Raw genomic sequence first — 24102 nt, forward strand, 5'->3', positions numbered from 1 at the left:
CTTATTTCTATAATTCCCAACATCGCAGGTGTTTCTAACCTATAAATAGAAAAAAACGTGTTTCCTATTACAGGAAACACGTTTTTCGTTAGAAATCGATCTTAATTTTGATAAACCCTGCACTTCTCAAAGCTTCATAGATGATGACGATAGCAGGACCGACGATCAATCCGATAAAGCCTAGAAGCTGGAATCCAATATATAAGGAAACAAGAGCTGCTAGTGCAGATATACCAAGGCTTGACCCGAGTATTTTCGGTTCGATAATTCTTCGAACGATCGTGATGACTCCAAACATGATCAGCAGTCCGAATGCAAGATGATCATTGTTATTGATAAAGAAGGAATAAGCCGCCCATGGGACAAGGAATGATCCTGTTCCGAGGATTGGAAGGATATCTACAATAACGATCAAAAGAGCGAGAATAACTGCGTACTCAACATCTAAAATCATGAGTCCGATCAATGCCAATGCGTATGTAACAACACTTAAGATGATCTGAGCTCTAAAGAACCCTACTGTTGCTCTAGACAGTTGACTAAAGACCAATTCAACCTTTTCGCGGGCTGCTGTTGTAAACAGATTGAGAAACTCAGCGTATAAACGCGGAAGATCTAGTGAAAATAAGAAAACCGCTACTACATAGATAATAAAGTAGATCAACAATCCTGGTATCGCTGTGATTAGTCCTAATATACCGGATGTTAAGTTCTTTGCTGTTTCAACGCCATAATCCTTTAATCCTACTAATCCTTCTTCAAGAGTCCTCACAACTTCAGGAGGTAAGCTAGCATAAAAGTTTTCCATTTCATAAAACGTATTCTCTGCTACTTCAAACAGATGAACCGAATAGGATGGAAGAACGGTAATAAACTCGATGACCTGAATAACAAGTGTTGTTGTAAGCCAGTAAGAGAAGATACCGAGTCCAGCAAGATAAAGGATAAAAGTAGCAGTGACGGCCAATAATCGTCTACCCTTAAATAGTCTAATAAACAATTTCACTACTGGTTCTAGCATTATAGCAGTTAGCAATGCGAGAAGGAGAGGTATACTGTAAAAGACAAAGATGACGATTCCGGCAAGCAAAATGAGTAATAAGATTAAGTTTTTTACAGTCATTTTCCAGCCCCGATCTCCGTAATTTTAGCCGGTCAGAAATTTTTCGTTACTATCCATTATGACCGGAAAAAAAGATGTTAATTCTTCATATATACACAATGATGTTACGATAATGTGAAAATGTCAATCACAGAAACGGAAGTTTTCAAAAATCTTCTTATTTTCTTAATTCCCTCTTTAATGCGAGTATCGCATTTAGTTGTCCACCTGCGATTAAGATCATGGCAGAAAGATAGAACCACACCATTAATGTTAATATTGCGCCTAAATTTCCGTATATCTGTCCGTAGTCAAAAATAAGGACATAAGATGAAAATAAATAAGAGAATAGATGCCAGCCTGCTGTCGAAAAAATAGCACCTGGCCACACGTTTTTAAACGTTAACCTCACATTTGGCGCAAAACGATATAGTGCTGAGAAGATGGAGAGAAGCACAGAGAAACCTATAAGATAGCGTGCTGTTTCCCAAATATGCCATACAGGATGAGAGTATCCAGTTCGTTCAAATATGTAGATTCCGATGTTTCTGCCAAATACCGGCAAAAGGAGAGCGGTAATCACTGCAATCACAAGCCCGAACGTAAGGAACATACCTAAGATGAGCTCTTTTATAAAAGGACGGCTCTCTTCCACTTGGTAAGCCTGGTTGAAAACGCGAATGATCGCGTGCGTTCCGATTGTCGCTAACCAAATCATGATAATCAATGAAACAGATAATACATCTCCTCTATGCTCGTCCAGAACAGCCACTAGATTATACTCTAGTAAAGCATATGCTTCTTCTGGAGCAATAGACTGAAAAAGTGATAGTACATAAGCAGAAGAAATAGGCAAAAAGCTAAGGATCGTAAAAATGAGAAAAATAAAAGGAAACAGAGAAACTAGAAAATAATAAGCAAGCTGTGCAGAAAGATCGAACACTTTATCTTGAAAGAAACGGTGAAACCACTGTTTCATAAACCAACGCACGAGTTCACCCCCAAATGAATCATAGTCAATCTATCCTGCATTATTCCCTTAATAAAAAAAAAAAGAACGCTTTTTCTGAAACAAAACGTTCACTCAATCGTATCAGTGATGTGAAGTTACAAGGTAATGCCGTTTGAAGCTATTTATCGATGTCTTATTGAGCAACGAGGACATCTACAAACAACGATTAAAGGAGAAGTTGTTGGTGTAGGTTGAGGCTGAATGAAAGGAAAACAACAAGGATGAATGTCTCGACAAAATAAAGGAACACCACAAAAGTTTACACAGGATTGGCATCTAACTTTACTTCCGCATGAACATGAACGCATAAAAACACCCCCTTTGCTCTTATTATATGTAGAGATGGATAAGCCTGGCAGGGCATAAAGTGTGCGTAATTACTTAAATTTTTATTTTTTTTTTGGTTTGTGATTAAACAGATGTTTAATAGGGAGGATTTTTTTAATGGATTTTTTAACACCAGATTTTTGGTCGGCCTTATTGGCGATCGTTGTTATCGACTTAGTATTAGCTGGTGATAACGCAATTGTAATCGGCTTGGCAGCTAGAAACTTGCCGAAAGAGAATCAGAAGAAAGTAATCATCTGGGGAACAGTAGGAGCGATTGTGATTCGAGCAGCAGCTACGCTTGCGGTTGTTTGGTTATTAAAGATTCCCGGCCTACTTCTGGCAGGTGGATTAATTCTTGTGGTTATCGCTTATAAACTGATGATCGAAGAAAAAGATCATGATATTGAGGCTCAGAATAGTGTATGGGCAGCCATTAGAACGATTATTATTGCCGACGCGGTAATGGGTCTTGATAACGTTCTTGCTGTTGCAGGTGCAGCACATGGTGATTTCTTACTGGTAGTAATCGGTTTATTAATATCAGTGCCGATTGTTGTTTGGGGAAGCACATTGTTCCTAAAGGTCATTGATAAATACCCGTTCATTATCACAATTGGAGCAGGTGTTCTGGCTTGGACGGCCTCTAAGATGATCGTAGGAGAAAAATTCATGGCTCCTTATTTCGATAATGGATTTGTGAAGTATGGATTTGAAGTTCTCGTAGTTCTTCTTGTTCTAGGATTAGGTACATGGAAGAAAAGAAAAGTCGCTCAAGAGAGAGCATCAGAAAAGGTGCTTGCTAAAAAAGAAGCATAAGAAAACCGCCACGTGCGGTTTTTTTTTTTGAATCCATTCCCGATACCATCGCTGAAATTAGGTATAAAGTACTTGTTTTGAATGGTTTTAATATAAAAATGATTCTTTTGTACCTGTTTAGACCTATTTCATAAATCATTTATAACTAAATGTCGATATGTATATAAGGGGATTTAGATGATAAATGGGGGTTAAACAGATGTTTAAAAGAATTCAAACAAAAATCATGCTTTCAGTAAGTATTCTCGTTGCCATTACACTTTTATCTGTATCGCTATTTTCTTATTTTCAAACCAAACAGCAACTTGAAAGTAACAGCAATGAACAAGCAACTAGTCTTTCTAGCGAAGTGAAAGCCTCAACAGAGTTGTATCTGAAATCATATGGAGATACGATCGATCGATACAGCCAAGACAGCAGGCTAATCAATTATTTAAAAACAGTAAAAACGGATGAAGAAAAAGGGTTGAATGAAGTTTGGCCGGTTGTTGATCAAGACTTTAAGCATTTCTTGGACCTTAATAAAAATGTTGCGGTCGTATATGTAGGGGCAGAGACCAAACAGTTTAAAACGACTCCAAAACTTGATCTTCCAGAAGGGTTTGATCCAACTGAACGTCCTTGGTATCAAACGGCTAAACAAACACCAGAAAAAATAATGTGGACAGAACCCTACGAAGATGCGAGTTCTGGTGAATATGTTGTAACGGTTACAAAACCGGTGTTAGATCCTGATACTGACGAGGTTCTCGGTGTAGTGGGTCTTGATCTAAATCTTGCTGGACTAACGAGCATGATCAACAAAACAAAAGTAGGGTATAAAGGATATCCCGTGCTTTTCGATCCAAAAGGTATGGCACTCGTCCATCCGAAACAACAAGGAAAAGATCTAAGTAAAGAGACGTTTATTAAAGAGATGTACAAAAATGAAAAAGGAAATGTTTCTTACACCGAACAGAATAAAGACCGTCAGCTTTATTATACGACGATTGCCGGCACGAACTGGAAGCTTGGGTTTGTCTATGATCAGAAAGAGTTGCTAAAAGATGCAGAAGAGCTCTTAAACATGATACTCATCTTTACGTCGGTCGCAGTTATCGTTGCTCTAGGTGTAACCTACTTATTGGCAAAGAGTATTTCCAATCCGATTACTAGATTACAAGCACAAGTACAAAAAGTAGCAGATGGCGACCTTACCGTATCAGTTGAAGCAAAATCCAAAGACGAAGTGGGAACGCTCACTCATCATTTTAACGCTATGGTGGAAAATATGCGGGGATTAATAACATCTGTCAGTCATTCGGTTGTAACCGTTAATGAGTCAACCTCTAACTTGAGTGCCGTGTCAGAAGAAACGATCGCTGCAAGTGAAGAAGTTTCTAGAGCTGTCAGAGAGATTGCATCTGGAGCGACTACACAAGCGGAAGATGCCGATGAAACAAACCGTCGAACGATGGACTTATCACTTCAGATTGAAAAAGTAACCGAACAAGCAGAAGAGATGACCCGACTGTCTTTATTAGCTGAAGCTGCAAATAAAAAAGGAATCTCGCAAATGAATGTTTTGCGTGAAAGGACGGGGGAAAGTAACCAAGTTCTAATAAACATAGAATCTGTTATTTCAGGACTTGCTGTTAAAGTAGAAGAGATCGAACAAGTGATTCAATCGATTACCGAGATCTCAAATCAGACGAATCTACTCGCACTGAACGCAAGCATTGAAGCGGCTAGAGCAGGTGAGAGCGGTCGTGGCTTTGCCGTCGTTGCCGATGAAGTTCGAAAGCTAGCGGAACAATCAGCTGTTGCTGCAGATAAAGTACGTAAGACCATCTCCGGAATTGGTGAAGAGTCCGAGCGTGCCGTGAAAGAAATGGCATACACAAAAAAAATCGCTCACGATCAAAATATGACTGTAACAGATACCGAATCTGCATTTAAAGATATCTCAGGAACAATGGCTGATATGGTGAGGTCGATTGAAAAGATTACGAGTGAAGTAGAGATGATCAATAACTACAAAGAGGAAGTAGTAGCATCCATCCAAAGTATCGCAGCAGTGGCCGAACAATCGGCAGCGGCAAGTGAAGAAGTAAGCGCGTCCTCTGAGGAGCAAGTTCGTGCACTATCCACGGTTTCTCAGTCTGCCGAAGAATTGAACGATGCTTCCGAAGCACTGACTGAAATGATTAAACACTTCAAAATCTAGTAGAGGTTGCAATTGGACAGATAATGTTGTCGAATGGCTAAATTATCGACTCAACTGGACAGATTATCTTCCGAATTCGACAGATTATGGAGTCAATCCGACAGATTAACTGCGAGAACGGACAGATTACCTTAAAAAACTAGAAACTTAGTCACATAAAAAAGGAAACCGAACTCGGTTTCCTTTCTTTTATTCTATTTTAATAGATATCTCGCTTAGAAAATGTAACGAAAGCGATGATGAATCCAGCAATTCCCCAAACGGCTAGTACGCTCATCGAAAAGCCTAATGACATTCCTTCTATCGGGGTTGCCATTCCACTCACATAATTCGTAAGGTTTAGATTTACCATAAAGAAATATTTTGCGCTTTCCCAAGAAGATACCATGTTTGCTAGGATGGCTCCTGCAATCAGGGAAGCGAGCATGATTCCCATAACGGCAGCCGTACTTCTTAACAGTACGGACAGCATGAAGGTGAGTGTTCCGACGATCATACATACATACCAGACGAGTCCAAATTCCATTAAGATATATTGCCATTGTGGAACGATATGAACATTTTCAGTTAAAAGTTCATCTCCAGAGACCGTAAAGCCTGTTAATAGAGGCATGTTCCATCCACCATATCCGAAGACTACGCCAGATATTCCATATGATAGAACAGCTACTGATAAAACGATGAAAGAAATCGAAAGCAACATCGCTAGATATTTACTGAGAAGAATGCGCCATCGTTTAACTGGCCGGGTGAGTAAGAGTTTGATCGTTCCTCCGCTTGATTCAGAAGAAACAAGGTCTGCCACGATTACCATGACGAGCAACGGAAGAAGTAAATCAATCGAGTTCTCGACGAAAATACGCATGAACGTTGGTGCACCTGGGGCGCGCGGATCGATATCGTTCTCTAAATAATATTGTTGTTGTGAAAGTCTGATCTTTAGAAATTTCCGCCATTCATCTTGAATGCGGCTTGAGCTTAATCGGTTTTGTGTGTCAGTGATCTCTTGCTGCAATGTCGTTCGCCAATCTTGGTTACCCAGCTTCTCACGTTGATCTTGAATCTCTTTAAACTGAGCATATGTAAAGAGAGGGACCAAGAAAGCGATGATCAAGATGATGACATACAAACGTTTTTTTCTTAGAAGCTTTAACATTTCATTCCGGACAAGATTAATCAATGCTTTCGCCTCCTGTTACTTCTAAGAACAGATCTTCTAAAGAAGGAAGCTGAGTTCTCATTTCTTTTACCTTCACGCCAGCTTTTACGAGCTTTTCGTTCCAATCTGGCAGCAGAGGTTCATTATATAACGTTATTAATGTACCGTCTGGACCTTCTGTAACTTCTGTTTCCAGAGAAAGAATCTCTTTAGCGAGTGGAATAGGTTCAGCACGCCAGATCACACGCTCCTGCTCCGCCAATAGATTATCAACAGAATCTGTGCGTAATACTGTTCCCTTTGATATGATCGCCACTCGATCACACATCAGTTGAATTTCACTCAAAAGGTGTGAAGATACAAGAACACTTAAGTTTTCTTCTCTTGCTAATTGCCTTATGAATTCACGCATCTCGCGAATACCTGCAGGGTCGAGTCCGTTAGTCGGTTCGTCCAATATGAGTACTTTTGGTTTTCCTAAAAGAGCTTGGGCAATTCCTAAACGCTGTCTCATCCCGAGTGAATAAGTACCCACACGATCGTGAATTCGATTTTGTAATCCAACGAGTTCGATCACTTCATTTAATCTTGTCTTTGGGATGGAAGAATCCATTTTCTGAAAGTGTACAAGATTTTCCCATCCTGTTAAGTACGGATACAATTCTGGGTTTTCAACAATACAGCCGAGATGTTTCATCGCTTCTGTAAATTCCGTTCTTACATTCTTACCGCCGATTTTAATCGTTCCAGAAGTTGGAGAGATCAAACCAACGATCATTCGAATCGTAGTCGTTTTCCCAGCACCGTTCGGCCCAAGAAAACCAAAGACTTCTCCTGGAACAAGTGTGAACGATACACCCTTTATGATCTGCTTGCCTTTAATTTTCTTCGTTAGATTCTCTACTTCTAATGCAGGTGTTTGACTCATGATTACTTCTCCTCCTGTTCAAAGTTGATCAGTGAGGCTACACGTTCTGCAATCAGCTTGTAACCCTCCGTGTTTGGATGAAATTGATCAGTATATAGATAGTTTTCTACTTGAAGCTGAAAGAGATCAAAGGTAGGTACATATACGATGTTATCAAAGTTAGCTGCTGTTTCAGCAGACTGAAAGTTCCAGTCTCTAACGATTGAAGAAGTCGTTTTTGAATCAGGCATATTGCTAAAAGGGTTGTACAAACCGACATGATAGATGACGGCCTCTGGATTCAGTTCTCTAAGTTGGGTATAGATTTTTTTAACATTACTCAAATAGATCTGCTTTTTACCGTTAATCGCATTAGTATCTAGATTCTCAAGTGCTGCTCCTTGTTGGAACAGATCATTCCCACCAATCGTCATCACAATGACATCTGCTTGCTTAGCTTGACGCTGGATCTCACTTTGTTGAAGCTGCTTTAGAAGACCTCTGGATGTTTCTCCTTTAATAGCGGTATTAAAGAGACTTAAATCTTGATCTGTTTTCTCTTTTAAGCGCTCTGTTAGGTAGCCGGTATAGCCCTTTCCGTCAGCGTCACCCGTGCCGCGAGTAAGTGAATCTCCTAATGCGAAAATCGTAAGGGTGTCATCTTGCTTTTTTGTTGAAGTTGATTCGGTTTTTTCTTTGAGCTGTGAAACTTTTTTATTAGCGGAAAATTGGTCTTGTAACGTCCAGCCAAGACCAAACAGCCATAATACTGTAGCTGCAATGGATACAATTGAAACGACCATTAAGGTATATTTTTTCAAAACCGCTTTCATCCTTCCCAAATCCTTGATCTGTTCTTTATAGAATAGCAAATATTGATTCATATTCTAACTTTTTTGCCTATTTGAGGTAAAATAAACCAAAGGGAGTGCAATCATGCAAAAAAATATTAAGTGGGGTCTATCATGAAGTTGAAACCAGTAGGAGATCAAGGGCGGATTCAATCGTTAGATATTATGCGCGGCATAGCCATTTTTGGCATATTACTCGTAAATATGAAGTCGTTCTCAGGACCAGATTCACCGATTCGTGCGTTGAGTTACGAATATTTTGATGAGCCGTATAACGTCTGGACAAATGTGTTATTAGAGTTTTTTGTTCAAGGAAACTTTATAACCATGTTTTCCTTTTTATTTGGATTTGGTATCGTGTTGATGGCAGAAAGAGCCAAGTCCAAAAATACAAAGTTTGTTCCTGTTTTTCTTAGACGTCAGTTTGTTCTGCTTCTCTTTGGAATTCTTCATGTTTTGTTTTTTTGGTACGGTGACATATTGATCATGTACTCGGTAGTTGGTTTGTTCATGTTAATCTTCTATCGATTGAATAAGAAAGTGTTAATCATCACTGGTTTCCTGTTAATAACAGTTTACAGTTTATTTATGACAACATTAACGTACGATTATTGGAGTAGTGGAGCGGCGATAACCTATCAAAGTTCACAGAATGAGCTGTATGAACAAGAGATCGCTCAATCTGTTCAAATATACAGCAGTGGTACATACCTTGAAATCATGAAGGAAAGAATTCATGAATGGGGAGATCTGAACCGTTACTTTCTCTTTTTTATAGCAGGCCTTTTGCCGATGTTTCTATTCGGTGCCTATGCTGCTAAAAAAAGAACGTTCAGAAACCGTGGCTTATGGAAACTGTGGTTGTTGACATTGATTCTAGGACCCGGCAGTAAAATATTCGCTGTTATTTTCTTTCCTTTTAAAGGAGAAGATTGGCGTTATGAAACTGCGATGTCATGGGGATACGAATTTGGTGGCGCAATGATGAGCATCTTCTACATCTCTAGCATCGTTCTTCTTTATCGAAGTGGAAAATGTAAACGTTTGTTTAACTACTTTCAATTTACAGGTCGGATGGCTTTTACGAACTACTTAACTCAATCGGTCATCGCAACAACGATCTTCTATAGTTATGGGTTAGGTCTGTATGGTGAGTTTGGACCACTCGTTGGTGTGATCTTGGCGTGTGTTATTTTTTCTATTCAAGTTATTTTTTCAAAGTGGTGGATGAAAAGGTATTACATGGGACCGCTTGAGTGGGTGTGGCGCTCACTGACATATGGCCGAAAACAGCGATTTAAAAGAAACGAAATAAGCAATGGATAAAGAAGCAGAGAATTCTCGCTTCTTTTTGTTTTGCACATTTTTTTAATTTTAGGTACACTCTAAGTAACATATATGAGCATATGTTCATATAATAAACAAAGCAGAAATCTAGGGAGCTGTTATTCATGTCTGATCAACAAAACAAATATGAACACCTCGATGAGGAAACACTATTTATCGTATCTCAAACATTTAAAGCACTTTCCGATCCGACTCGAATTCGAATTCTGCATCTATTAGGTGAGAGAGAATGCAATGTTTCTGAAATTGCTGAAGAACTATCACTCATGCAATCAACGGTATCCCATCAGTTACGCTTTCTAAAAAATTTAAGACTTGTTAAATTTAGACGCGCAGGCACAACACTATTCTACTCGATAGATGACGAGCATGTGATGACCCTTCTGCATCAATCCATCCATCATGCTAGACACGACTAGAAAGGAGGGACATTAAATGAAAGAGCATAAGATCACCGGATTATCGTGTGGGCATTGTGCATTAAAGCTGGAAGAACAGATTCAACAGCTTCCAGGTGGAGAGCGAGCGAAAGTACAGTTTAACTCAAGTAAGATTGTTTTAGATGAACAAATGGATATGGACAGCGTACGTTCTATTCTTTCAACGGAAAATGTCCGACTTGAATCAGATGGAGAGCCTACTGGACCAAATTGGCTCATGATCGGTTTGTATGTATCTGTTGCATCCTTTATTGCCGCGCTGGTAACAGAACATATGTTGAACTCAACGTATGTTTCCATAGCATTCTTTGCGGTTGCGACGATTTCTTCTGGGTACTCAACATTTTTAAAAGGTCTCCGAAATCTAACGAAGTTGAAATTTGATATAAATACTTTAATGACAGTTGCCTTAGTTGGGGCCGTAGCGATTGGAGAATGGAAAGAAGCTGCACTTGTTGCTATTCTTTTTGGAATTAACGAATTGCTTGAATCTTACGGAATGGAAAAAGCACGTCGTTCGATGGAATCTCTACTAAAGGTTGCACCGAAAGAAGCGCTGCTGTTAAGAGACGGGAAGACAGAAGTGATCTCGATCGAAGAACTTGCAATAGACGATGTTGTACTCGTAAAGACGGGGCAAAAGATCCCATCAGACGGCGTCGTAGTCTATGGAAAGAGTTCTGTGAACGAAGCTGCGATCACGGGTGAATCACTTCCTGTGGAAAAAGAATGTGGAGAGCCCGTGTTTGGTGGGAGCATCAATAATGAAGGTTTACTTCATGTGAAAATAACGAAGACCTATAACCAATCAGCACTTTCTAAAATTTTGGCTCTCGTACAGGAAGCACAAGAATCCAAAACGCCAACTGAGCTTTTCATTAATCGGTTTGCAAACTATTACACACCGATCATCATGATTGTTTCTGCACTTGTGATGTTAGTTCCACCACTTTTGTTCAATGGTCAGTGGGGTGAATGGTTCTACCAAGGACTTGCGGTGTTGATTGTTGGCTGTCCTTGTGCGCTTATTCTATCTTCACCGATTGCAATTCTTTCTGGAATTACCGTTAACGCAAGAAACGGAATTCTGATTAAAGGTGGAGCGTATCTTGAACAACTCGGCAAGATTGATGTTATCGCTTTTGATAAAACAGGGACACTAACACTCGGAGAACCGCATGTTGTGGCAGATCAAGCGTTTCATCCTGACTTTTACAAAGTAGCTTATGCAATCGAGAAGTCATCATCTCATCCGCTAGCAAAAGCAGTTGTCGCAAAGTGCCGCGAGATGGAAACAGAAGAGATTGAAGCCGATGAAATCACAACTGTTAGTGGTCAAGGTATTACAGCTGTAGTCGATCAGAAAGTGTTTAGGCTAGGAAACGAGAAGATCATCGGAAAAACACATACGAGTGAGGATGTAAAAGGGGTTATCGATCGCTTTAAAGAAGAAGGCAATACGATCGTTCTCGTTGCAAGTGAAACGGAAATTCTCGGTGTGTTTGCAATTGCTGATGAAATTCGAAAAGAAAGCCATCACATCATCTCTATGCTTCATAAAAAAGGGATAAAAGAAACCGTCATGCTGACTGGAGATCACCCAACGGTTGCTGAAAAAGTGGCTAAGATGACGGGAGTTTCATCATTCTTTGGCGGGTTGTTGCCGGAGGATAAAGTGAATCAAGTTAAATCACTTAAGAAGCATGGGAAAGTGGCTATGATTGGGGACGGAATCAATGACGCTCCTGCACTGGCTACGGCGGATCTCGGCATTGCAATGGGAAAAGGAACGGATAGTGCCATCGAAACAGCAGACATTGTGCTCATGCAAGATCACTTAGGGAAGCTTCCGGATGCTGTGCAAGTTTCTAGAAATGTAAATCGAATCATCAAGTGGAACATCGGATTATCTCTTGGATTGAAGCTTTTAGCACTTCTCCTAACGATTCCTGGATGGCTTACACTATGGATTGCGATTCTTTCTGACATGGGTGCTACCATACTTGTCACATTGATCAGTCTAACGGTATTGCTTCATAATAGAAAATAATGAACGTAAAAAGCCATGCAGTAGCATGGCTTTTTTAGTACGATGAATAGGGAAGAATGTAGAAGGATTAAGGAGGAAGTCACCTCATGTCGGAAACAGTTATTCACTTTTTTAAAGAGTATGGCGAATGGGCGATTATCATCTCGCTCGTTCTAAATATCGTGATTGGTATTTTAGGAGTCGTTCCTACGGTGTTTATAACAGCTGCAAATATCATGTTCTTTGGATTCTGGAATGGAACCATTCTTTCATTTATCGGAGAGGCACTTGGAGCGATAGCTGCTTTCCTTTTATATAGAAAAGGGTTTAGACAAGTTTCTAGAGATAAGCTTAAAGGGTACCCCGGGGTGGTAAGATTGTTAGAAGCAAGAGGGCAAGAAGCATTCCTTTTAATTTTGTCCCTTCGGTTGTTACCCTTTGTGCCCTCAGGATTTGTTACGTTTGCTAGTGCGATCGGGGCTGTCTCAGTAGGAACTTTTGTTATAGCGAGCTCTATCGGAAAGTTACCAGCATTAATCTTAGAGGCTTCTTCTGTTTATAACGTAACGGAATGGAATACAGAAGGAAAGGTCATCTTAGGGATTGTTGCGGTAGTAGGAATCTCTATTTTTGTAACAAAGCGAAAAAAATAATCATACTATTTGATACTATAGGGGGGTATAGTATATACTTTCTATAGAACATCCAAAACGAAGGGATGAAAGTTGATGGAACAAAAAACACATCGCTGTGAGAGTGATAAACAAGATTTAAACAACCGATTAAAAAAGATCGAGGGTCAAGTACGCGGCCTTCAAAAAATGATTGAAGATGATCGTTATTGCATAGATGTTCTTGTTCAGATTTCAGCGGTAACAGCAGGTTTAAAAAGAGTAGGTTTTCAATTGATGGAAAGCCACACTCAGCATTGTGTTGCTGATGCGATTAAATCAGGTGATGGGGAAGACTCTATAGAAGAGTTGATGCGAGTCATTAAGCAGTTCTCTAAATCTTAAAAGAAGGTGAAGACCATGAGCCAAAAGAAAGTGAACCTTGGAATCACGGGCATGACATGCTCCGCTTGTGCAACACGCATTGAAAAAGTGTTGAACAAAATCGAACATGTCAATGTTAACGTCAACTTAGCCATGGAAAAAGCTTCTGTAACGTTTGATCCTGAGACGATCAGCCTTCAAGAGATCGAACAAAGAATCGAAAAGCTAGGATACGGAGTCGCAAAAGAAAAGGTAGATCTTGATATTTCAGGTATGACATGTGCAGCATGTTCTACACGCATCGAAAAAAGTTTAAACCGTATGGAAGGAATATCTAGTGCTACCGTTAACTTAACGGGCGAAACGGGGTCCATAGAATATAATCCGTCTATTGTTTCTGTAGACGATGTTTTAAACAAGATACAAAAACTCGGGTATCATGCGTCTACTCAACAAGATCGTGAAACGAAAAAGACGAAGAAGGAAGAAGAGATTACTGCTAAGAAGAGAAAGTTAGTTCTTTCTATCGTCCTGTCTCTTCCACTGTTATATACCATGCTTGCTCATATGCCTTGGGATGTTGGTTTGCCGATGCCATCATTGTTCATGAACCCTTGGTTTCAACTTCTTCTCGCTTCAGTTGTTCAATTTTATATTGGAGGTCCGTTTTATGTAGGGGCATATCGAGCTCTTCGAAATAAGAGTGCGAACATGGATGTTCTTGTTGCCGTCGGAACCTCTGCTGCCTTTTTTTACAGCGTGTTTGAAACCATAAAAACGATCAGCAATCCAGAATATATGCCACAACTATATTTTGAGACGAGTGCTGTACTCATTACACTGATCTTAGTAGGAAAATATTTTGAGACGCTTGCAAAGGGTAGAACAACAGAAGCCATCTCTAAACTATTGAATCTGCAGGCAAAAGAAGCAACTGTCATTCGAGCTGGACAGGAAGAGAAGATTTCAATCGATGAAGTGAAGGTGGGAGATACCCTTCTTATTAAACCGGGTGAAAAAATACCGGTCGATGGTACCGTACTTTCAGGAAATTCGTCTATCGATGAAAGTATGATTACAGGCGAAGCGATTCCTGTTGAAAAAGCAGAAGGTGATTTCGTTATTGGAGCTACACTCAACAAGAACGGAACCCTTCGGATGAAAGCTGAAAAAGTAGGAAGAGAAACGGCTCTTGCAGGAATCATAAAGATTGTAGAAGACGCTCAAGGATCAAAAGCACCTATACAACGTATGGCTGATTATATCTCTGGGATTTTCGTGCCGATTGTAGTAGGGATTGCACTACTTGCCTTTATAGCTTGGTATTTCCTTGTTGATCCAGGAAACCTGCCTCAAGCTCTGGAAGTCAGCATTGCTATTTTAGTGATCGCCTGCCCATGCGCACTGGGTCTTGCAACACCGACATCCATCATGGTTGGAACGGGCAAAGGAGCAGAGCAGGGAATCTTGTTCAAAGGTGGAGAGTATCTAGAAGGTGCTCAAAGAATTGATGCGGTACTACTTGATAAAACAGGAACGGTTACAAAAGGAAAACCAGAAGTGACAGATCTCACAGAGTTAAAAGATGGATTCCTACCTCATGTGATTTCTGCAGAAAAAAGCTCTGAACACCCTTTAGCGGAAGCCATTGTTGAATACGGTAAAAAGCAGAATATACCATCCATTGAAACGGAGTCTTTTCATGCTATTCCGGGTCACGGTATTGAAGCCGTCGTGAATGGAAAAACCGTACTCGTAGGCACGAGAAAGCTTATGAAAGAAAAAGCTGTGGAATATCAAGAGCACGAATCACTGCTTGAAGCATATGAGAACGAAGGGAAAACAGCCATGCTTGGATCGGTAGATGGAGAGCTCATTCTAATTGTAGCTGTAGCTGATACGGTAAAAGAAACATCAAAAAATGCGATTAATTCGTTAACTGATCAGGGTATTGATGTGTATATGATCACAGGTGATAACAAAAGAACAGCACTTGCAATCGCACACGAAGTAGGTATTAAAGAGGTATTTGCTGAAGTATTGCCGGAAGATAAAGCGCGTATCGTGAAAGAACTTCAAGATAAGGGAAAGACAGTGGCGATGGTAGGTGATGGGATCAATGATGCTCCAGCACTTGCGACTGCTAATATCGGTATGGCGATCGGAACAGGAACAGATGTAGCGATTGAAGCCGCAGATGTTACACTTGTTGGTGGGAATCTCAATCATATTCCAAAAGCGATAGAGTTAAGCAGAAAGACGATGCGGAACATTAGGCAAAACTTATTTTGGGCATTGTTTTACAATACAGCAGGTATTCCGATTGCAGCATTTGGTCTCCTTGAACCTTGGGTTGCCGGAGCGGCTATGGCTTTTAGCTCTGTATCTGTTGTAACGAACGCATTGCGTTTAAAACGAATCAACTTATAAAATATTTAGGAGGAAAAGATGATGGAAACAAAAACACTAAATGTAGAAGGTATGACGTGTGGACATTGTAAAGCAGCAGTAACGAATGCACTGAATGAACTAGATGGAGTGAAAAACGTTGTGGTTCACTTAGAAACAGGAAAAGTCGAAGTTGAAGTAGATGCCTCAAAAGTTACAGATGCCAAAATGCGTGAAGCGATTGAAGAGCAAGGATATGACGTGAAGTAATGTAAAAGCCTTTTAGATTTGGGGCGGTGATCTCCGCTCCAGGGTACATGCTTGTAACTTTAATTCAGAGTCTTTATAGGGCACTTTATGGTTTTTCTTGAGACAATGACTTTTTGTAGGACTGGTTAGCATGAAGATGAAAAATACAGTTACATGATTGCGGTAAATTTAAAGAGAACCATGAAGAAATTAGTTAAAAAGATAAGGCAATATAAAAAAACATGAGTTTCGCATGTGATTTCATGCAAGCTCATGTTTTTTATTGAGAAAAAGGATAAACCGGTAAAGATCACTCAGTTTTACAGTAACCTCTCCTTGGTGAAGAGGCTTTTTATATTGGTACTATAAATTTCCTTTAAGAGCTTTTGCGACTTTTGCCACGCGTTTTCCTAAACGAGATGCCATTGTTCTTTCTGCATCTTGTGGCTGCTGACTACCATCTGCTCCAGCTACAGTCGAAGCTGCGTACGGAGAACCACCGATGCTATCTGATGTCATCTGTTCTGGATTTTCTCCATATGGAAGACCTACATAAATCATTCCAAAGTGCATGAGTGGAACGAAAGAAGTGATCGCAGTAGATTCTTGTCCACCATGAATCGTATTTGAACTTGTGATTACCGCCGTCGGTTTGCCTTCTAGATCACCATTCGCCCAAAGACTGCCTGCAGAATCAAGCAATTGTTTGATTTGTGCTGGCATCATCCCATATCGTGTCGGGATTCCCCAAAGTATACCATCTGCCCATTTTAAATCATCAAGTGTAACTTCAGGAATATCAGCCTGTGCTTCTTGGGCTTTTACATAGGCGTCTTGTTGAGACATATATTTTTTTGTTACTTCAAATTCAGGAACCTTAACCACTTTAACTTCTGTACCATCCACTTGCTTTACACCTTCAGCAGCTGCTAGTGCCATCTCATGGATATGCCCATAAGAACTATAATAAACAACCAAAATGTTAGCCATTTTATTACCTCCTTAATTGATATGACTTATGTACACTTCCCGTTTTTACCCAATTGAAATCATAAAAAAATCCGCCTGTCTGTTTCAGGCGGTTTTCTAATAATAAGGGTATGGATAGGGTGGATAATATGGATACGGATAAGGTGGATAGGGCGGATAATAAGGATATAAGGACAAAGCAGCTAATGATGCTAACGGGAAAATCTGACGATAAAATCTTCGATAATAAGGGTTACCATACCATTGTCTCTGATTTCTTTGAGAACCCTGTTGAACTTGCTGAGACTGTTGTTGAGGATTTGCAGTCTGTTGTGGAGATTGTGGACTTTCTTGTTCTTCTTCTACAGGCATCATGTTCTGTGGAACCATCATATACACATTTTTCTTGTCTAGATCGGTAATAATTCCTTCAACTTCTTGCCCGTCTCGGGTTTTGATCGTTACATGATAATACATATGTTGTTTGCACATCTGATGCATGTTATCAGCCCGTAGCTGGTCCTTCGAATTCAATTGATCATCACTCATCTTTTCACTCCTTCCCATGTTATTCATATTTCAATCCAATCAAAGTTATGTCTGTACATGTTAATCAGTTATCCATTCGTTTTAAGTTACAAAAAAAGAACCGCTTAATAAAAGCAGTTCTTCTCTTTAACTTTTTTCTGTGCTTTGAAGTTTTGTTTTAAACATTCGTTTGAAAAAGCTGAATACCGATTCCGCCTCAAGATAATAAAACAATTTGAAAAGCAGACTGCTTAATAAAATTCCAGCAACTACGTCCAATACAACATGTTGTTTAACGAAAAGTGTGGACAGGATAATGCTGTAAGCGATCGTTGAAACAATGATATCTTTTTTGATCGTCCACATCTTACTATGACGAATCCCTAAAATCATAAGATAACTACTCAAAACATGAATACTTGGAAAACAGTTGAACGGTTGATCAGCACCATAAACATACTGAACCATCTTGGTGAGTATGCCACCTTCAACTAATTCGGGACGAGGAACAGTGGTTTGAAAAAAGAAGTAAATCACATAACATACCAGCATTCCCACACAAAAACTTAGTAAAGTTCGATAATAAATGGCTCTGTCATAAACACAAAAGTAAACAAACATTAGAAAAATAAAAGCATACCAAAGGATATAAGGTACAATAAAAATTTCCGCAAATGGGATTTGGTGATCCACTGCTGTAATAAGTTGCCTCGCCCCGCGTTCCCCATGATTTAATACTTGATAAATAATATTCAGTAAAGGGATAGAGAGGAGAAGACATAATGCTAAAATATTCTCTTTTATAATACGCAATACGAACTACTCCTTTATCTATATCATCAGCTTAATAACATATTCCCGTTTTTTAAGGTTTTACTCGTTTTAAATACACCCTATTGAGGTTACCATATTATGGTTTATTTGTCATAGGTCATGAGACGTATTCTACTTTTAAATTTTATCTTAATTTATGGTTATGTCTAGTCTTCCCAAGTAGGGTTACAAATTCTTTGCCACTATTTGCGTCAAGTAGTAAATGTACCCGTATATGATATATGCAGACTATTCTTTTTTTGACTTTTCTGATAAAAGGAATATAATGGAGGTACAAACGTAAGACCTAATGCATAATTAACCTCTTTGAAAGGGAGTGTTATGGATGTATGTAGGCAATACCATAAAAGTTGATCGTTATAATGGTGAGTATGTTAGAATCAGTCAAAAATGGCTGATGGAAGTAGTCTGGAACAAATACAACATGCCATTGCACGAGTTTTTATTAGCGTATGACAAATCAGACAGTGACTACATCATGTCACTTGCTGAAGGGCAAAGCATTCAATATGAAATCGAACATGATGAAGACTACCTGTACATTGGGTAGTTTTTTTATTTTTATGTATGTCAAAAGCCCCTCTTCCTACATACACTGGGTTTAGGATTCAGGGGGAGGGCACATACATGGCAAAAAAAAATGCAAAGAAAACAACAAAAAATAAATATGATAGTCAGGTTAATAAATATCAGCATACACAAAAGATGGTTACGAGTGAAACTTGCATCGCCTGTAAAACGCAATGCGTAAGAGGTTTGGCTTACATGGAGCGTATGTCACAGCCAGGAGCCATAGGAAAAGGTGTGCCATGCCATCTGACAAAAGGAAGAGGGCATAAATAATGTAATCGTGTTCGCTGGCCTATTTCTAGGCCAGCTTTTTAAGGTAGAGAAGTGAAGAGAGGGCTTTATAGAAAAATTCTACTACGGCGGGATATATGATCGATTCTCGGGATTTATGATCGTTTCCTGAAAATTTCACCCACCCCAAGAATTCTAAATCAACAACCTCATCATCCACTCAAACACCGTCAAAGACGTAATCACCTTTCATATGGTACACTTTGTTTGGTTTATATTACCATAAAAAGGATGGAGCATGTTTATGATTAAAGCTAATCGCTATTTTCATTTTTTGTGGAGTGGACAGACGCTTGGGAATTTAGGAGATATTCTCTATATTATTTGTTTGATTACACTTGTATATAATGAAACGGGATCTGTTCTCCACATGGCTCTTATTCCATTTGCGAAGACGATGTCATTACTCGTATCAGGTTTTATTGCCCCTCTATTCATCGAAAAGTACAAGCGCACCAGTTTATTGAGCCATACACTCATCCTCAAAACAGCCTTGTTGCTCTGTTTATGTTTATTGGTCTTATATGGCTTACATACCGCTATAACGTTTACCCTTTTATATGTATTGATCGTGATCATCTCTTTTCTCGAGGGTCTCGGAAACCCTGCACGAAGATCGTTAGTTCCTGATCTTGTAGAAAGCGCTGAGCTTGTAAAAGCAAATAGTTTCATTAGTATTGCCAACCAGACTTCTATGCTCTTATCCTGGCCGCTTGGCAGTGTGTTTTTAGTAATATGGGGTGAACAAAACATGCTATGGGTCACTTTTGGCTTATTTGTCGTTGCTACAATTCTTACAACACAAATTAAGGTTAATGAAACCGAGAACGTTCCGAAGCAAGAATCAAAATGGAAAGCGATGAAAGAAGGATGGCAACTGATCTTTTCATCGAAAAAACTAACCACTTTAACGGTTATGGATGTGCTAGAAAACTTCGGTCATGGGGTCTGGATTGCAGCAATCCTTTACGTCTATGTTGAAACCGCGATAGGAAAAGGAGAAGCTTGGTGGGGTTACATCAATGCGTCTTTTTTTGCAGGAATGATGATAGCAGGCCTCGTAGTATATCGGTTCTCTAAAAAAATGGAATCACATCTGGGCTTTGTCATTATGGCATCAACCGTTTGTTTGATGTTGCTTAACGTTTGGTTCGGCTTGACTTCATCAGCCTGGATTGCCTTATTTGTGTCATTCATCTTTGGGTTTCCACAGATGGCGAGAGATGTTTCACAAAATACGTTGATTCAAGAATCCTATAGAGATAAACAGCTAGCTAAAGTGTATGCATCTCATGGAACACTCGTATATGGGACATTTGGAATAGCGACATTATTACTTGGTTGGTTCGCAGAAGAATTCGGAGTCCGGGAGACATATGTATTAGTATGTTTTCTGTTTCTGGTTTCTTTTTCGATCGCATTCATGAATCGTAAAGTCCTACATTCTGACCAGACAAGAGTCTCTTTAGAACAAGATCTTGTATAGATAACCTATCAATTCTATCTAATAAGTTGGGAAAACTGCTTGTATTTTACTAAAAAGAAAGCACATGTTCTCCTTCAATTTTCCCAATACAAAGCAAGTCGGCATCCTGTTACAATAAATATACACCCTCTTCCCTGCAAGACGGGTAGAAAAGTAACAGGAACGGGTGAATACCAATGAAAAAGAAAGTACTTGTCTATTTGTATCCACAATTTAGAGAAGTTGAAGTAATGACGACTTTATCTATTATCGGTAAGAAATATGAAGTGCTGCCTTTCTCTCTGTTGCCAGGAACTGTTACTAGTGAATGTGGCTTACTGATGCAGCCTACGATCAAGATGAAGAATATCAGTCCTATTGATTATGAGATGCTCATTATTCCTGGTGGAAAACAAGCATTCACACAAGGAAATCCAAGGCTTTTGCATCTGTTGCAAGTGTTCAACAGAGAAAATATTAAAATTGCAGCTATTGGAAACGGAGCAGTGATTTTAGGACGAGCGGGTATATTGAATGGCAGATCATATACAGTTTCTTTACGTGAAGATGAGTTTGCTAAAACAAACAGTTGGTTGAATGGAACGTATCAATCCAAACAGATCGTGGAAGATAAGAATTTGTTAACAGCAAAGAGCCATGCGTATATTGATTTTGGTTTAACAATCGGGGACCGTTTGCAATGTTTTGACGGCCTTGAAGAATATAATTTCTATAAAGGTACAAGTTCCTTTTAACGGAACACTGATCTTAGCTCCCCCTTTTCGCTTTCTGGCTTTTAGCTAGAAAGCGTTTTTTAATGGAAAAAATCACTAAAATAAATCATGATAATAATTAAAAGTTTAATGCTTGACAAAAGTAAGTTATGGAATTATGATGTAAAGGAATCAACTTACTAAAGAGAAGTTAATCACTAATTACAACAGACATAAAAGGAGAGAAACAAAAAATGAAAGTACTTTACATTAACTCTAACCCAAAACCAATGGATCAATCGTTCGGACTTCGCCTAGGACGTCACTTTTTAAACGAACTTTCTAATCAAAACGAAAACGTAGAAATTGAAACAGTAAATCTTTATGAAGAGAACATTCCATTCATCGATGCAGATGTTCTAGATGCTTGGGGCAAATTAGCTGCAGGACAAGAGCTTTCTCCATCGCAAGTTGAAAAAACGAGCCGTATGGGCGAAATTTTAGATCAATTCCTTTCAGCAGATATGTATGTTTTTAACACACCAATGTGGAACTTGAGCTATCCTCCAATGCTTAAAGCTTATATCGATAATGTCGTGATGGCAGGTAAGACGTTTAAATACACAGAAAACGGTCCAGCTGGATTATTAGGTGGGAAGACTGCTGTTCACGTTCAATCTCGTGGTGGTGTATATTCTGAAGGTCCTGCTCAAGCTTTTGAGTTCACGAATGGATACCTTCAAGGTGTGATGGCATTCATCGGAATTACTGATTATCATCATGTATTTACAGAAGGTATGGCAGCAGCTCCAGACCGAGCAGAAGAAATTTTGGCTGATGCAAGAGAGCGAGCAACAGAATTAGCTAAGGAATTAGTAACAGCGAAGCGCAATGCATAATTTTTGACTTCAACTGATAACCCACTATAATTGGTGGCATAGTAACGAGGTGTCAACGAAAAGTGGCACCTCGTTATTTATAGAGAAATTAAAGAATGCGGAATAGGGAGTGGAAGAGAATGAACGAAACATTTAAAGTCATGGAAGAACGATCTTCTGTCCGTTTGTATCAGAAAGATAAAGAAATTCCGACCGAAACACTTCACAAGATTTTCGAGATGGCAGGGAAAGCTCCATCTGCATGGAATCTGCAACACTGGCGTTTTATCGTAGTAACGTCTCAAGAACAAAAAGAGAAACTTTTCCCGATTGCTTATAATCAAAAGCATGTGCTAGATGCATCTGCTGTTGTTGTAGTCTTAGGAGATACCGAAGCAGATAAAGTAGCTGCAGAAGTATTTGAAAAAGCGCCAGAAGAAGCAAGAAATACGTTACTAAAAAATATTAACTCTGCCTATTCACAAGGTCGTGCGATGGGTGAGAGAGAAGCGCTTAGGAATGCCTCACTCGGTGCGATGCAGCTCATGCTTGCTGCTAAAGCTGTTGGGATTGATTCATGCCCTATGACAGGATTCGATCATACAGCCATTGTGCCTGCTCTTGGAATTCCAGAACGATTCATTCCTGTTATGATGATTACATTGGGATATGCAGATGGACCTGCAAAGCCTACAGAACGTTTTGATGTTAATCGCATTGTCATGCATGAAAAATTTGAAGAAAAATAGATAAAACTTTTTTAAGCAGCTATGCCTACTATCGGCATAGCTGCTTTTTTCATCTTACTAACACGAAGAGTACTAAGTTTGCTTCATGGAAAAATGTGCTATCATACAAGTAAAATCCGTTTTCTTAAGGAGTCAGTATGAGCACATTAACCATTTCAATTTTAATTACACTCGTCATCATTCTCTTTGTCATCATTATATTCGCTGCTGCCATTACAAAAGGGTATTCTTATAAACATACAATCGATCAGTTGGACGACAATCCATACTTAAAAAATGAAGACAAAGATAAAGAACGAGAAGAAGGTAAGAAGCGTTCATAGAAAAGGATGTGTAAGGATGAAGTTTGATATAAAACCGAAACCACCGTTCGATTTTCAAAAGATGATGCAACGACTCACAGTCACAGGAAAAACGCATGTCTTGAAACTCAATGAACAATTCACAGAATATGAAAAAATTATCAGGATAGAAAGAGTTTCTTGCTTTGTAAAAGTAGTATCGAGTGGAACGGTTACAGCCCCTATTCTAAACTGTCAGGCAATACCTTTAAATGGGCAAGTATCTGAAGCGGCCGTCAAGAAAAAAGTAAAACAATTATTCTCAACAGAAGTCGATCTCTCACCTCTTTATGAACACTTTGCCGAACACGACAAATTGGTTCACGTACTACAACGTTTTAAAGGATTAAAACTTCTTACAGACACGGACCTGTTTGAATCTATTGTGAAAATTATTATCGGTCAACAAGTAAATTTAACTTTTGCTGGAACCTTAACCGAACGCCTGATCGAGCTTGCTGGCGAAAAAGTGGAGGTAGAGGGAAGTGCATTTCAAATCTTTCCAACTTCAACAGCTGTTGCAAAGCTCAAGTATGAAGACCTTCGCGCGCTTCAATTCAGTCAGAGGAAAGCAGAATATATCATCGATCTGGCAAAGCTGATCTCCGAAGGAACCGTAGATTTTGAGAGCTTATGGGAGATGTCGGATGAAGAAGTGATACAAACGCTGTTGCCAATTAGAGGAATAGGAAAATGGACGATCGAATGCCTTTTAATCTTTGGTATGGGAAGAACAGATGTACTTCCTGCTGCAGATATTGGATTAAGAAATGCCATACGTCAAGTTTGGACGCTAGCAGAGCAACCATCAGAAGAAGAAGTAAGGAAGCTTGCTATGGATTGGACACCATGGCGTACATATATCACATATTATCTATGGGAGAGTTTAAATCAGACTCCAGCTGTCGTCGATCATACTTAATAAAGAAGGTG

The 24102-nt window shown here is 39.3% G+C and carries 25 protein-coding genes; 17 read left to right on the forward strand and 8 right to left on the reverse strand.

Features of this window, described 5'->3' with window-relative positions; translation table 11 throughout:
- Nucleotides 1-88 precede the first annotated feature (88 nt).
- The gene (gene ytvI / locus ABE65_RS04075; RefSeq protein WP_066391559.1) at nucleotides 89-1123 is read right to left on the reverse strand and encodes a sporulation integral membrane protein YtvI; all 1035 of its coding nucleotides are present in this window, start codon (nucleotides 1121-1123) and stop codon (nucleotides 89-91) included.
- Nucleotides 1124-1280: 157 nt separating this feature from the next.
- Nucleotides 1281-2093, reverse strand: coding sequence for a YihY/virulence factor BrkB family protein (locus ABE65_RS04080; RefSeq protein ID WP_082861276.1), 813 nt, complete (start codon nucleotides 2091-2093; stop codon nucleotides 1281-1283).
- A gap of 465 nt (nucleotides 2094-2558) precedes the next feature.
- Between ABE65_RS04080 and ABE65_RS04085 the strand changes: the two genes are divergently transcribed.
- Both ABE65_RS04085 and ABE65_RS04090 read left to right on the forward strand, forming a co-directional pair.
- Complete coding sequence (locus tag ABE65_RS04085; protein ID WP_066391567.1) at nucleotides 2559-3260, forward strand: TerC family protein; 702 nt, start codon at nucleotides 2559-2561, stop codon at nucleotides 3258-3260.
- A 199-nt stretch (nucleotides 3261-3459) separates the two neighbouring features.
- On the forward strand, nucleotides 3460-5466 hold the full coding sequence (locus tag ABE65_RS04090; RefSeq protein WP_066399735.1) for a methyl-accepting chemotaxis protein: 2007 nt from the start codon (nucleotides 3460-3462) through the stop codon (nucleotides 5464-5466).
- Nucleotides 5467-5665: 199 nt separating this feature from the next.
- Here the strand turns inward: ABE65_RS04090 and ABE65_RS04095 are convergent, their stop codons facing one another.
- The 3 genes from ABE65_RS04095 to ABE65_RS04105 are packed head-to-tail and all read right to left on the reverse strand — an operon-like array spanning nucleotide 5666 to nucleotide 8353.
- Nucleotides 5666-6646: an ABC transporter permease gene (locus tag ABE65_RS04095; RefSeq protein WP_066391569.1), complete on the reverse strand. Its 981-nt coding sequence runs from the start codon at nucleotides 6644-6646 to the stop codon at nucleotides 5666-5668.
- A complete protein-coding gene (locus tag ABE65_RS04100) occupies nucleotides 6639-7553 on the reverse strand; it encodes an ABC transporter ATP-binding protein (RefSeq protein ID WP_066391571.1) in 915 nt (304 codons plus the stop codon). Before ABE65_RS04100 ends, ABE65_RS04095 begins: the two co-directional genes overlap by 8 nt.
- Nucleotides 7554-7555: 2 nt before the next feature.
- Entirely contained in the window at nucleotides 7556-8353 is a 798-nt protein-coding gene (locus ABE65_RS04105) for an SGNH/GDSL hydrolase family protein (RefSeq protein WP_066399736.1), read from the reverse strand.
- Between the two features lie 144 nt (nucleotides 8354-8497).
- On the opposite strand from ABE65_RS04105, the gene ABE65_RS04110 reads away from it, so the two are divergent.
- From ABE65_RS04110 to copZ, 7 genes are all read left to right on the forward strand, one after another.
- The gene (locus ABE65_RS04110) at nucleotides 8498-9709 is read left to right on the forward strand and encodes a DUF418 domain-containing protein (protein WP_066391575.1); all 1212 of its coding nucleotides are present in this window, start codon (nucleotides 8498-8500) and stop codon (nucleotides 9707-9709) included.
- A 125-nt stretch (nucleotides 9710-9834) separates the two neighbouring features.
- Nucleotides 9835-10149: an ArsR/SmtB family transcription factor gene (locus ABE65_RS04115; RefSeq protein ID WP_066391583.1), complete on the forward strand. Its 315-nt coding sequence runs from the start codon at nucleotides 9835-9837 to the stop codon at nucleotides 10147-10149.
- 16 nt (nucleotides 10150-10165) lie between these two features.
- Nucleotides 10166-12220 (forward strand): heavy metal translocating P-type ATPase, encoded by a 2055-nt coding sequence (locus ABE65_RS04120; protein WP_066391584.1) that lies wholly within the window; start codon nucleotides 10166-10168, stop codon nucleotides 12218-12220.
- 86 nt (nucleotides 12221-12306) lie between these two features.
- Nucleotides 12307-12852, forward strand: a complete 546-nt coding sequence (locus tag ABE65_RS04125) for a TVP38/TMEM64 family protein (protein WP_066391585.1) — start codon at nucleotides 12307-12309, stop codon at nucleotides 12850-12852.
- A 75-nt stretch (nucleotides 12853-12927) separates the two neighbouring features.
- Nucleotides 12928-13215 (forward strand): metal-sensing transcriptional repressor, encoded by a 288-nt coding sequence (locus ABE65_RS04130; RefSeq protein ID WP_066391586.1) that lies wholly within the window; start codon nucleotides 12928-12930, stop codon nucleotides 13213-13215.
- 15 nt (nucleotides 13216-13230) lie between these two features.
- Complete coding sequence (locus tag ABE65_RS04135) at nucleotides 13231-15624, forward strand: heavy metal translocating P-type ATPase (protein WP_066391587.1); 2394 nt, start codon at nucleotides 13231-13233, stop codon at nucleotides 15622-15624.
- 21 nt (nucleotides 15625-15645) lie between these two features.
- Complete coding sequence (gene copZ / locus ABE65_RS04140) at nucleotides 15646-15852, forward strand: copper chaperone CopZ (protein WP_066391590.1); 207 nt, start codon at nucleotides 15646-15648, stop codon at nucleotides 15850-15852.
- Nucleotides 15853-16194: 342 nt separating this feature from the next.
- On the opposite strand, the gene wrbA is transcribed toward copZ, so the two are convergent.
- The 3 genes from wrbA to ABE65_RS04155 form a co-directional block, all read right to left on the reverse strand.
- A complete protein-coding gene (wrbA, locus tag ABE65_RS04145; protein WP_066391592.1) occupies nucleotides 16195-16821 on the reverse strand; it encodes an NAD(P)H:quinone oxidoreductase in 627 nt (208 codons plus the stop codon).
- A gap of 96 nt (nucleotides 16822-16917) precedes the next feature.
- The gene (locus tag ABE65_RS04150) at nucleotides 16918-17349 is read right to left on the reverse strand and encodes a hypothetical protein (RefSeq protein WP_066391594.1); all 432 of its coding nucleotides are present in this window, start codon (nucleotides 17347-17349) and stop codon (nucleotides 16918-16920) included.
- 126 nt (nucleotides 17350-17475) lie between these two features.
- On the reverse strand, nucleotides 17476-18021 hold the full coding sequence (locus ABE65_RS04155) for a phosphatase PAP2 family protein (protein WP_231887891.1): 546 nt from the start codon (nucleotides 18019-18021) through the stop codon (nucleotides 17476-17478).
- A gap of 466 nt (nucleotides 18022-18487) precedes the next feature.
- Between ABE65_RS04155 and ABE65_RS04160 the strand changes: the two genes are divergently transcribed.
- The 8 genes from ABE65_RS04160 to ABE65_RS04195 all read left to right on the forward strand — a co-directional run bounded on the left by ABE65_RS04160 (nucleotide 18488) and on the right by ABE65_RS04195 (nucleotide 24091).
- Entirely contained in the window at nucleotides 18488-18712 is a 225-nt protein-coding gene (locus ABE65_RS04160) for a hypothetical protein (RefSeq protein WP_066391599.1), read from the forward strand.
- A 77-nt stretch (nucleotides 18713-18789) separates the two neighbouring features.
- Nucleotides 18790-19005, forward strand: coding sequence for a hypothetical protein (locus ABE65_RS04165; RefSeq protein ID WP_066391601.1), 216 nt, complete (start codon nucleotides 18790-18792; stop codon nucleotides 19003-19005).
- Between the two features lie 262 nt (nucleotides 19006-19267).
- Nucleotides 19268-20509, forward strand: a complete 1242-nt coding sequence (locus tag ABE65_RS04170) for an MFS transporter (RefSeq protein WP_066391607.1) — start codon at nucleotides 19268-19270, stop codon at nucleotides 20507-20509.
- A gap of 176 nt (nucleotides 20510-20685) precedes the next feature.
- Complete coding sequence (locus ABE65_RS04175) at nucleotides 20686-21243, forward strand: DJ-1/PfpI family protein (protein WP_066391610.1); 558 nt, start codon at nucleotides 20686-20688, stop codon at nucleotides 21241-21243.
- 212 nt (nucleotides 21244-21455) lie between these two features.
- On the forward strand, nucleotides 21456-22100 hold the full coding sequence (locus ABE65_RS04180) for an FMN-dependent NADH-azoreductase (protein ID WP_066391613.1): 645 nt from the start codon (nucleotides 21456-21458) through the stop codon (nucleotides 22098-22100).
- A gap of 119 nt (nucleotides 22101-22219) precedes the next feature.
- Nucleotides 22220-22828 carry a nitroreductase family protein gene (locus ABE65_RS04185; protein ID WP_066391621.1) on the forward strand — a complete coding sequence of 203 codons (609 nt, stop codon included), beginning with the start codon at nucleotides 22220-22222 and terminating at the stop codon, nucleotides 22826-22828.
- A 137-nt stretch (nucleotides 22829-22965) separates the two neighbouring features.
- A complete protein-coding gene (gene ytzI / locus ABE65_RS04190; RefSeq protein ID WP_066391623.1) occupies nucleotides 22966-23151 on the forward strand; it encodes a YtzI protein in 186 nt (61 codons plus the stop codon).
- A 16-nt stretch (nucleotides 23152-23167) separates the two neighbouring features.
- Nucleotides 23168-24091 (forward strand): DNA-3-methyladenine glycosylase family protein, encoded by a 924-nt coding sequence (locus tag ABE65_RS04195; protein WP_066391625.1) that lies wholly within the window; start codon nucleotides 23168-23170, stop codon nucleotides 24089-24091.
- The last annotated feature ends 11 nt before the right edge of the window (nucleotides 24092-24102 follow it).

It is taken from the genome of Fictibacillus phosphorivorans (genome assembly GCF_001629705.1).
Classification (GTDB): Bacteria; Bacillota; Bacilli; order Bacillales; family Fictibacillaceae; genus Fictibacillus; species Fictibacillus phosphorivorans_A.

Excerpts from the sequence above, each read along its gene's own strand:
- ytvI (WP_066391559.1), bottom strand. The coding sequence starts at position 1,123 with ATGACTGTAAAAAACTTAATCTTATTACTCATTTTGCTTGCCGGAATC.
- ABE65_RS04085 (WP_066391567.1), top strand. The coding sequence starts at position 2,559 with ATGGATTTTTTAACACCAGATTTTTGGTCGGCCTTATTGGCGATCGTT.
- ABE65_RS04090 (WP_066399735.1), top strand. The coding sequence starts at position 3,460 with ATGTTTAAAAGAATTCAAACAAAAATCATGCTTTCAGTAAGTATTCTC.
- ABE65_RS04100 (WP_066391571.1), bottom strand. The coding sequence starts at position 7,553 with ATGAGTCAAACACCTGCATTAGAAGTAGAGAATCTAACGAAGAAAATT.
- ABE65_RS04110 (WP_066391575.1), top strand. The coding sequence starts at position 8,498 with ATGAAGTTGAAACCAGTAGGAGATCAAGGGCGGATTCAATCGTTAGAT.
- ABE65_RS04115 (WP_066391583.1), top strand. The coding sequence starts at position 9,835 with ATGTCTGATCAACAAAACAAATATGAACACCTCGATGAGGAAACACTA.
- ABE65_RS04120 (WP_066391584.1), top strand. The coding sequence starts at position 10,166 with ATGAAAGAGCATAAGATCACCGGATTATCGTGTGGGCATTGTGCATTA.
- ABE65_RS04125 (WP_066391585.1), top strand. The coding sequence starts at position 12,307 with ATGTCGGAAACAGTTATTCACTTTTTTAAAGAGTATGGCGAATGGGCG.
- ABE65_RS04130 (WP_066391586.1), top strand. The coding sequence starts at position 12,928 with ATGGAACAAAAAACACATCGCTGTGAGAGTGATAAACAAGATTTAAAC.
- ABE65_RS04135 (WP_066391587.1), top strand. The coding sequence starts at position 13,231 with ATGAGCCAAAAGAAAGTGAACCTTGGAATCACGGGCATGACATGCTCC.
- copZ (WP_066391590.1), top strand. The coding sequence starts at position 15,646 with ATGGAAACAAAAACACTAAATGTAGAAGGTATGACGTGTGGACATTGT.
- wrbA (WP_066391592.1), bottom strand. The coding sequence starts at position 16,821 with ATGGCTAACATTTTGGTTGTTTATTATAGTTCTTATGGGCATATCCAT.
- ABE65_RS04150 (WP_066391594.1), bottom strand. The coding sequence starts at position 17,349 with ATGAGTGATGATCAATTGAATTCGAAGGACCAGCTACGGGCTGATAAC.
- ABE65_RS04160 (WP_066391599.1), top strand. The coding sequence starts at position 18,488 with ATGTATGTAGGCAATACCATAAAAGTTGATCGTTATAATGGTGAGTAT.
- ABE65_RS04165 (WP_066391601.1), top strand. The coding sequence starts at position 18,790 with ATGGCAAAAAAAAATGCAAAGAAAACAACAAAAAATAAATATGATAGT.
- ABE65_RS04170 (WP_066391607.1), top strand. The coding sequence starts at position 19,268 with ATGATTAAAGCTAATCGCTATTTTCATTTTTTGTGGAGTGGACAGACG.
- ABE65_RS04175 (WP_066391610.1), top strand. The coding sequence starts at position 20,686 with ATGAAAAAGAAAGTACTTGTCTATTTGTATCCACAATTTAGAGAAGTT.
- ABE65_RS04180 (WP_066391613.1), top strand. The coding sequence starts at position 21,456 with ATGAAAGTACTTTACATTAACTCTAACCCAAAACCAATGGATCAATCG.
- ABE65_RS04185 (WP_066391621.1), top strand. The coding sequence starts at position 22,220 with ATGAACGAAACATTTAAAGTCATGGAAGAACGATCTTCTGTCCGTTTG.
- ytzI (WP_066391623.1), top strand. The coding sequence starts at position 22,966 with ATGAGCACATTAACCATTTCAATTTTAATTACACTCGTCATCATTCTC.
- ABE65_RS04195 (WP_066391625.1), top strand. The coding sequence starts at position 23,168 with ATGAAGTTTGATATAAAACCGAAACCACCGTTCGATTTTCAAAAGATG.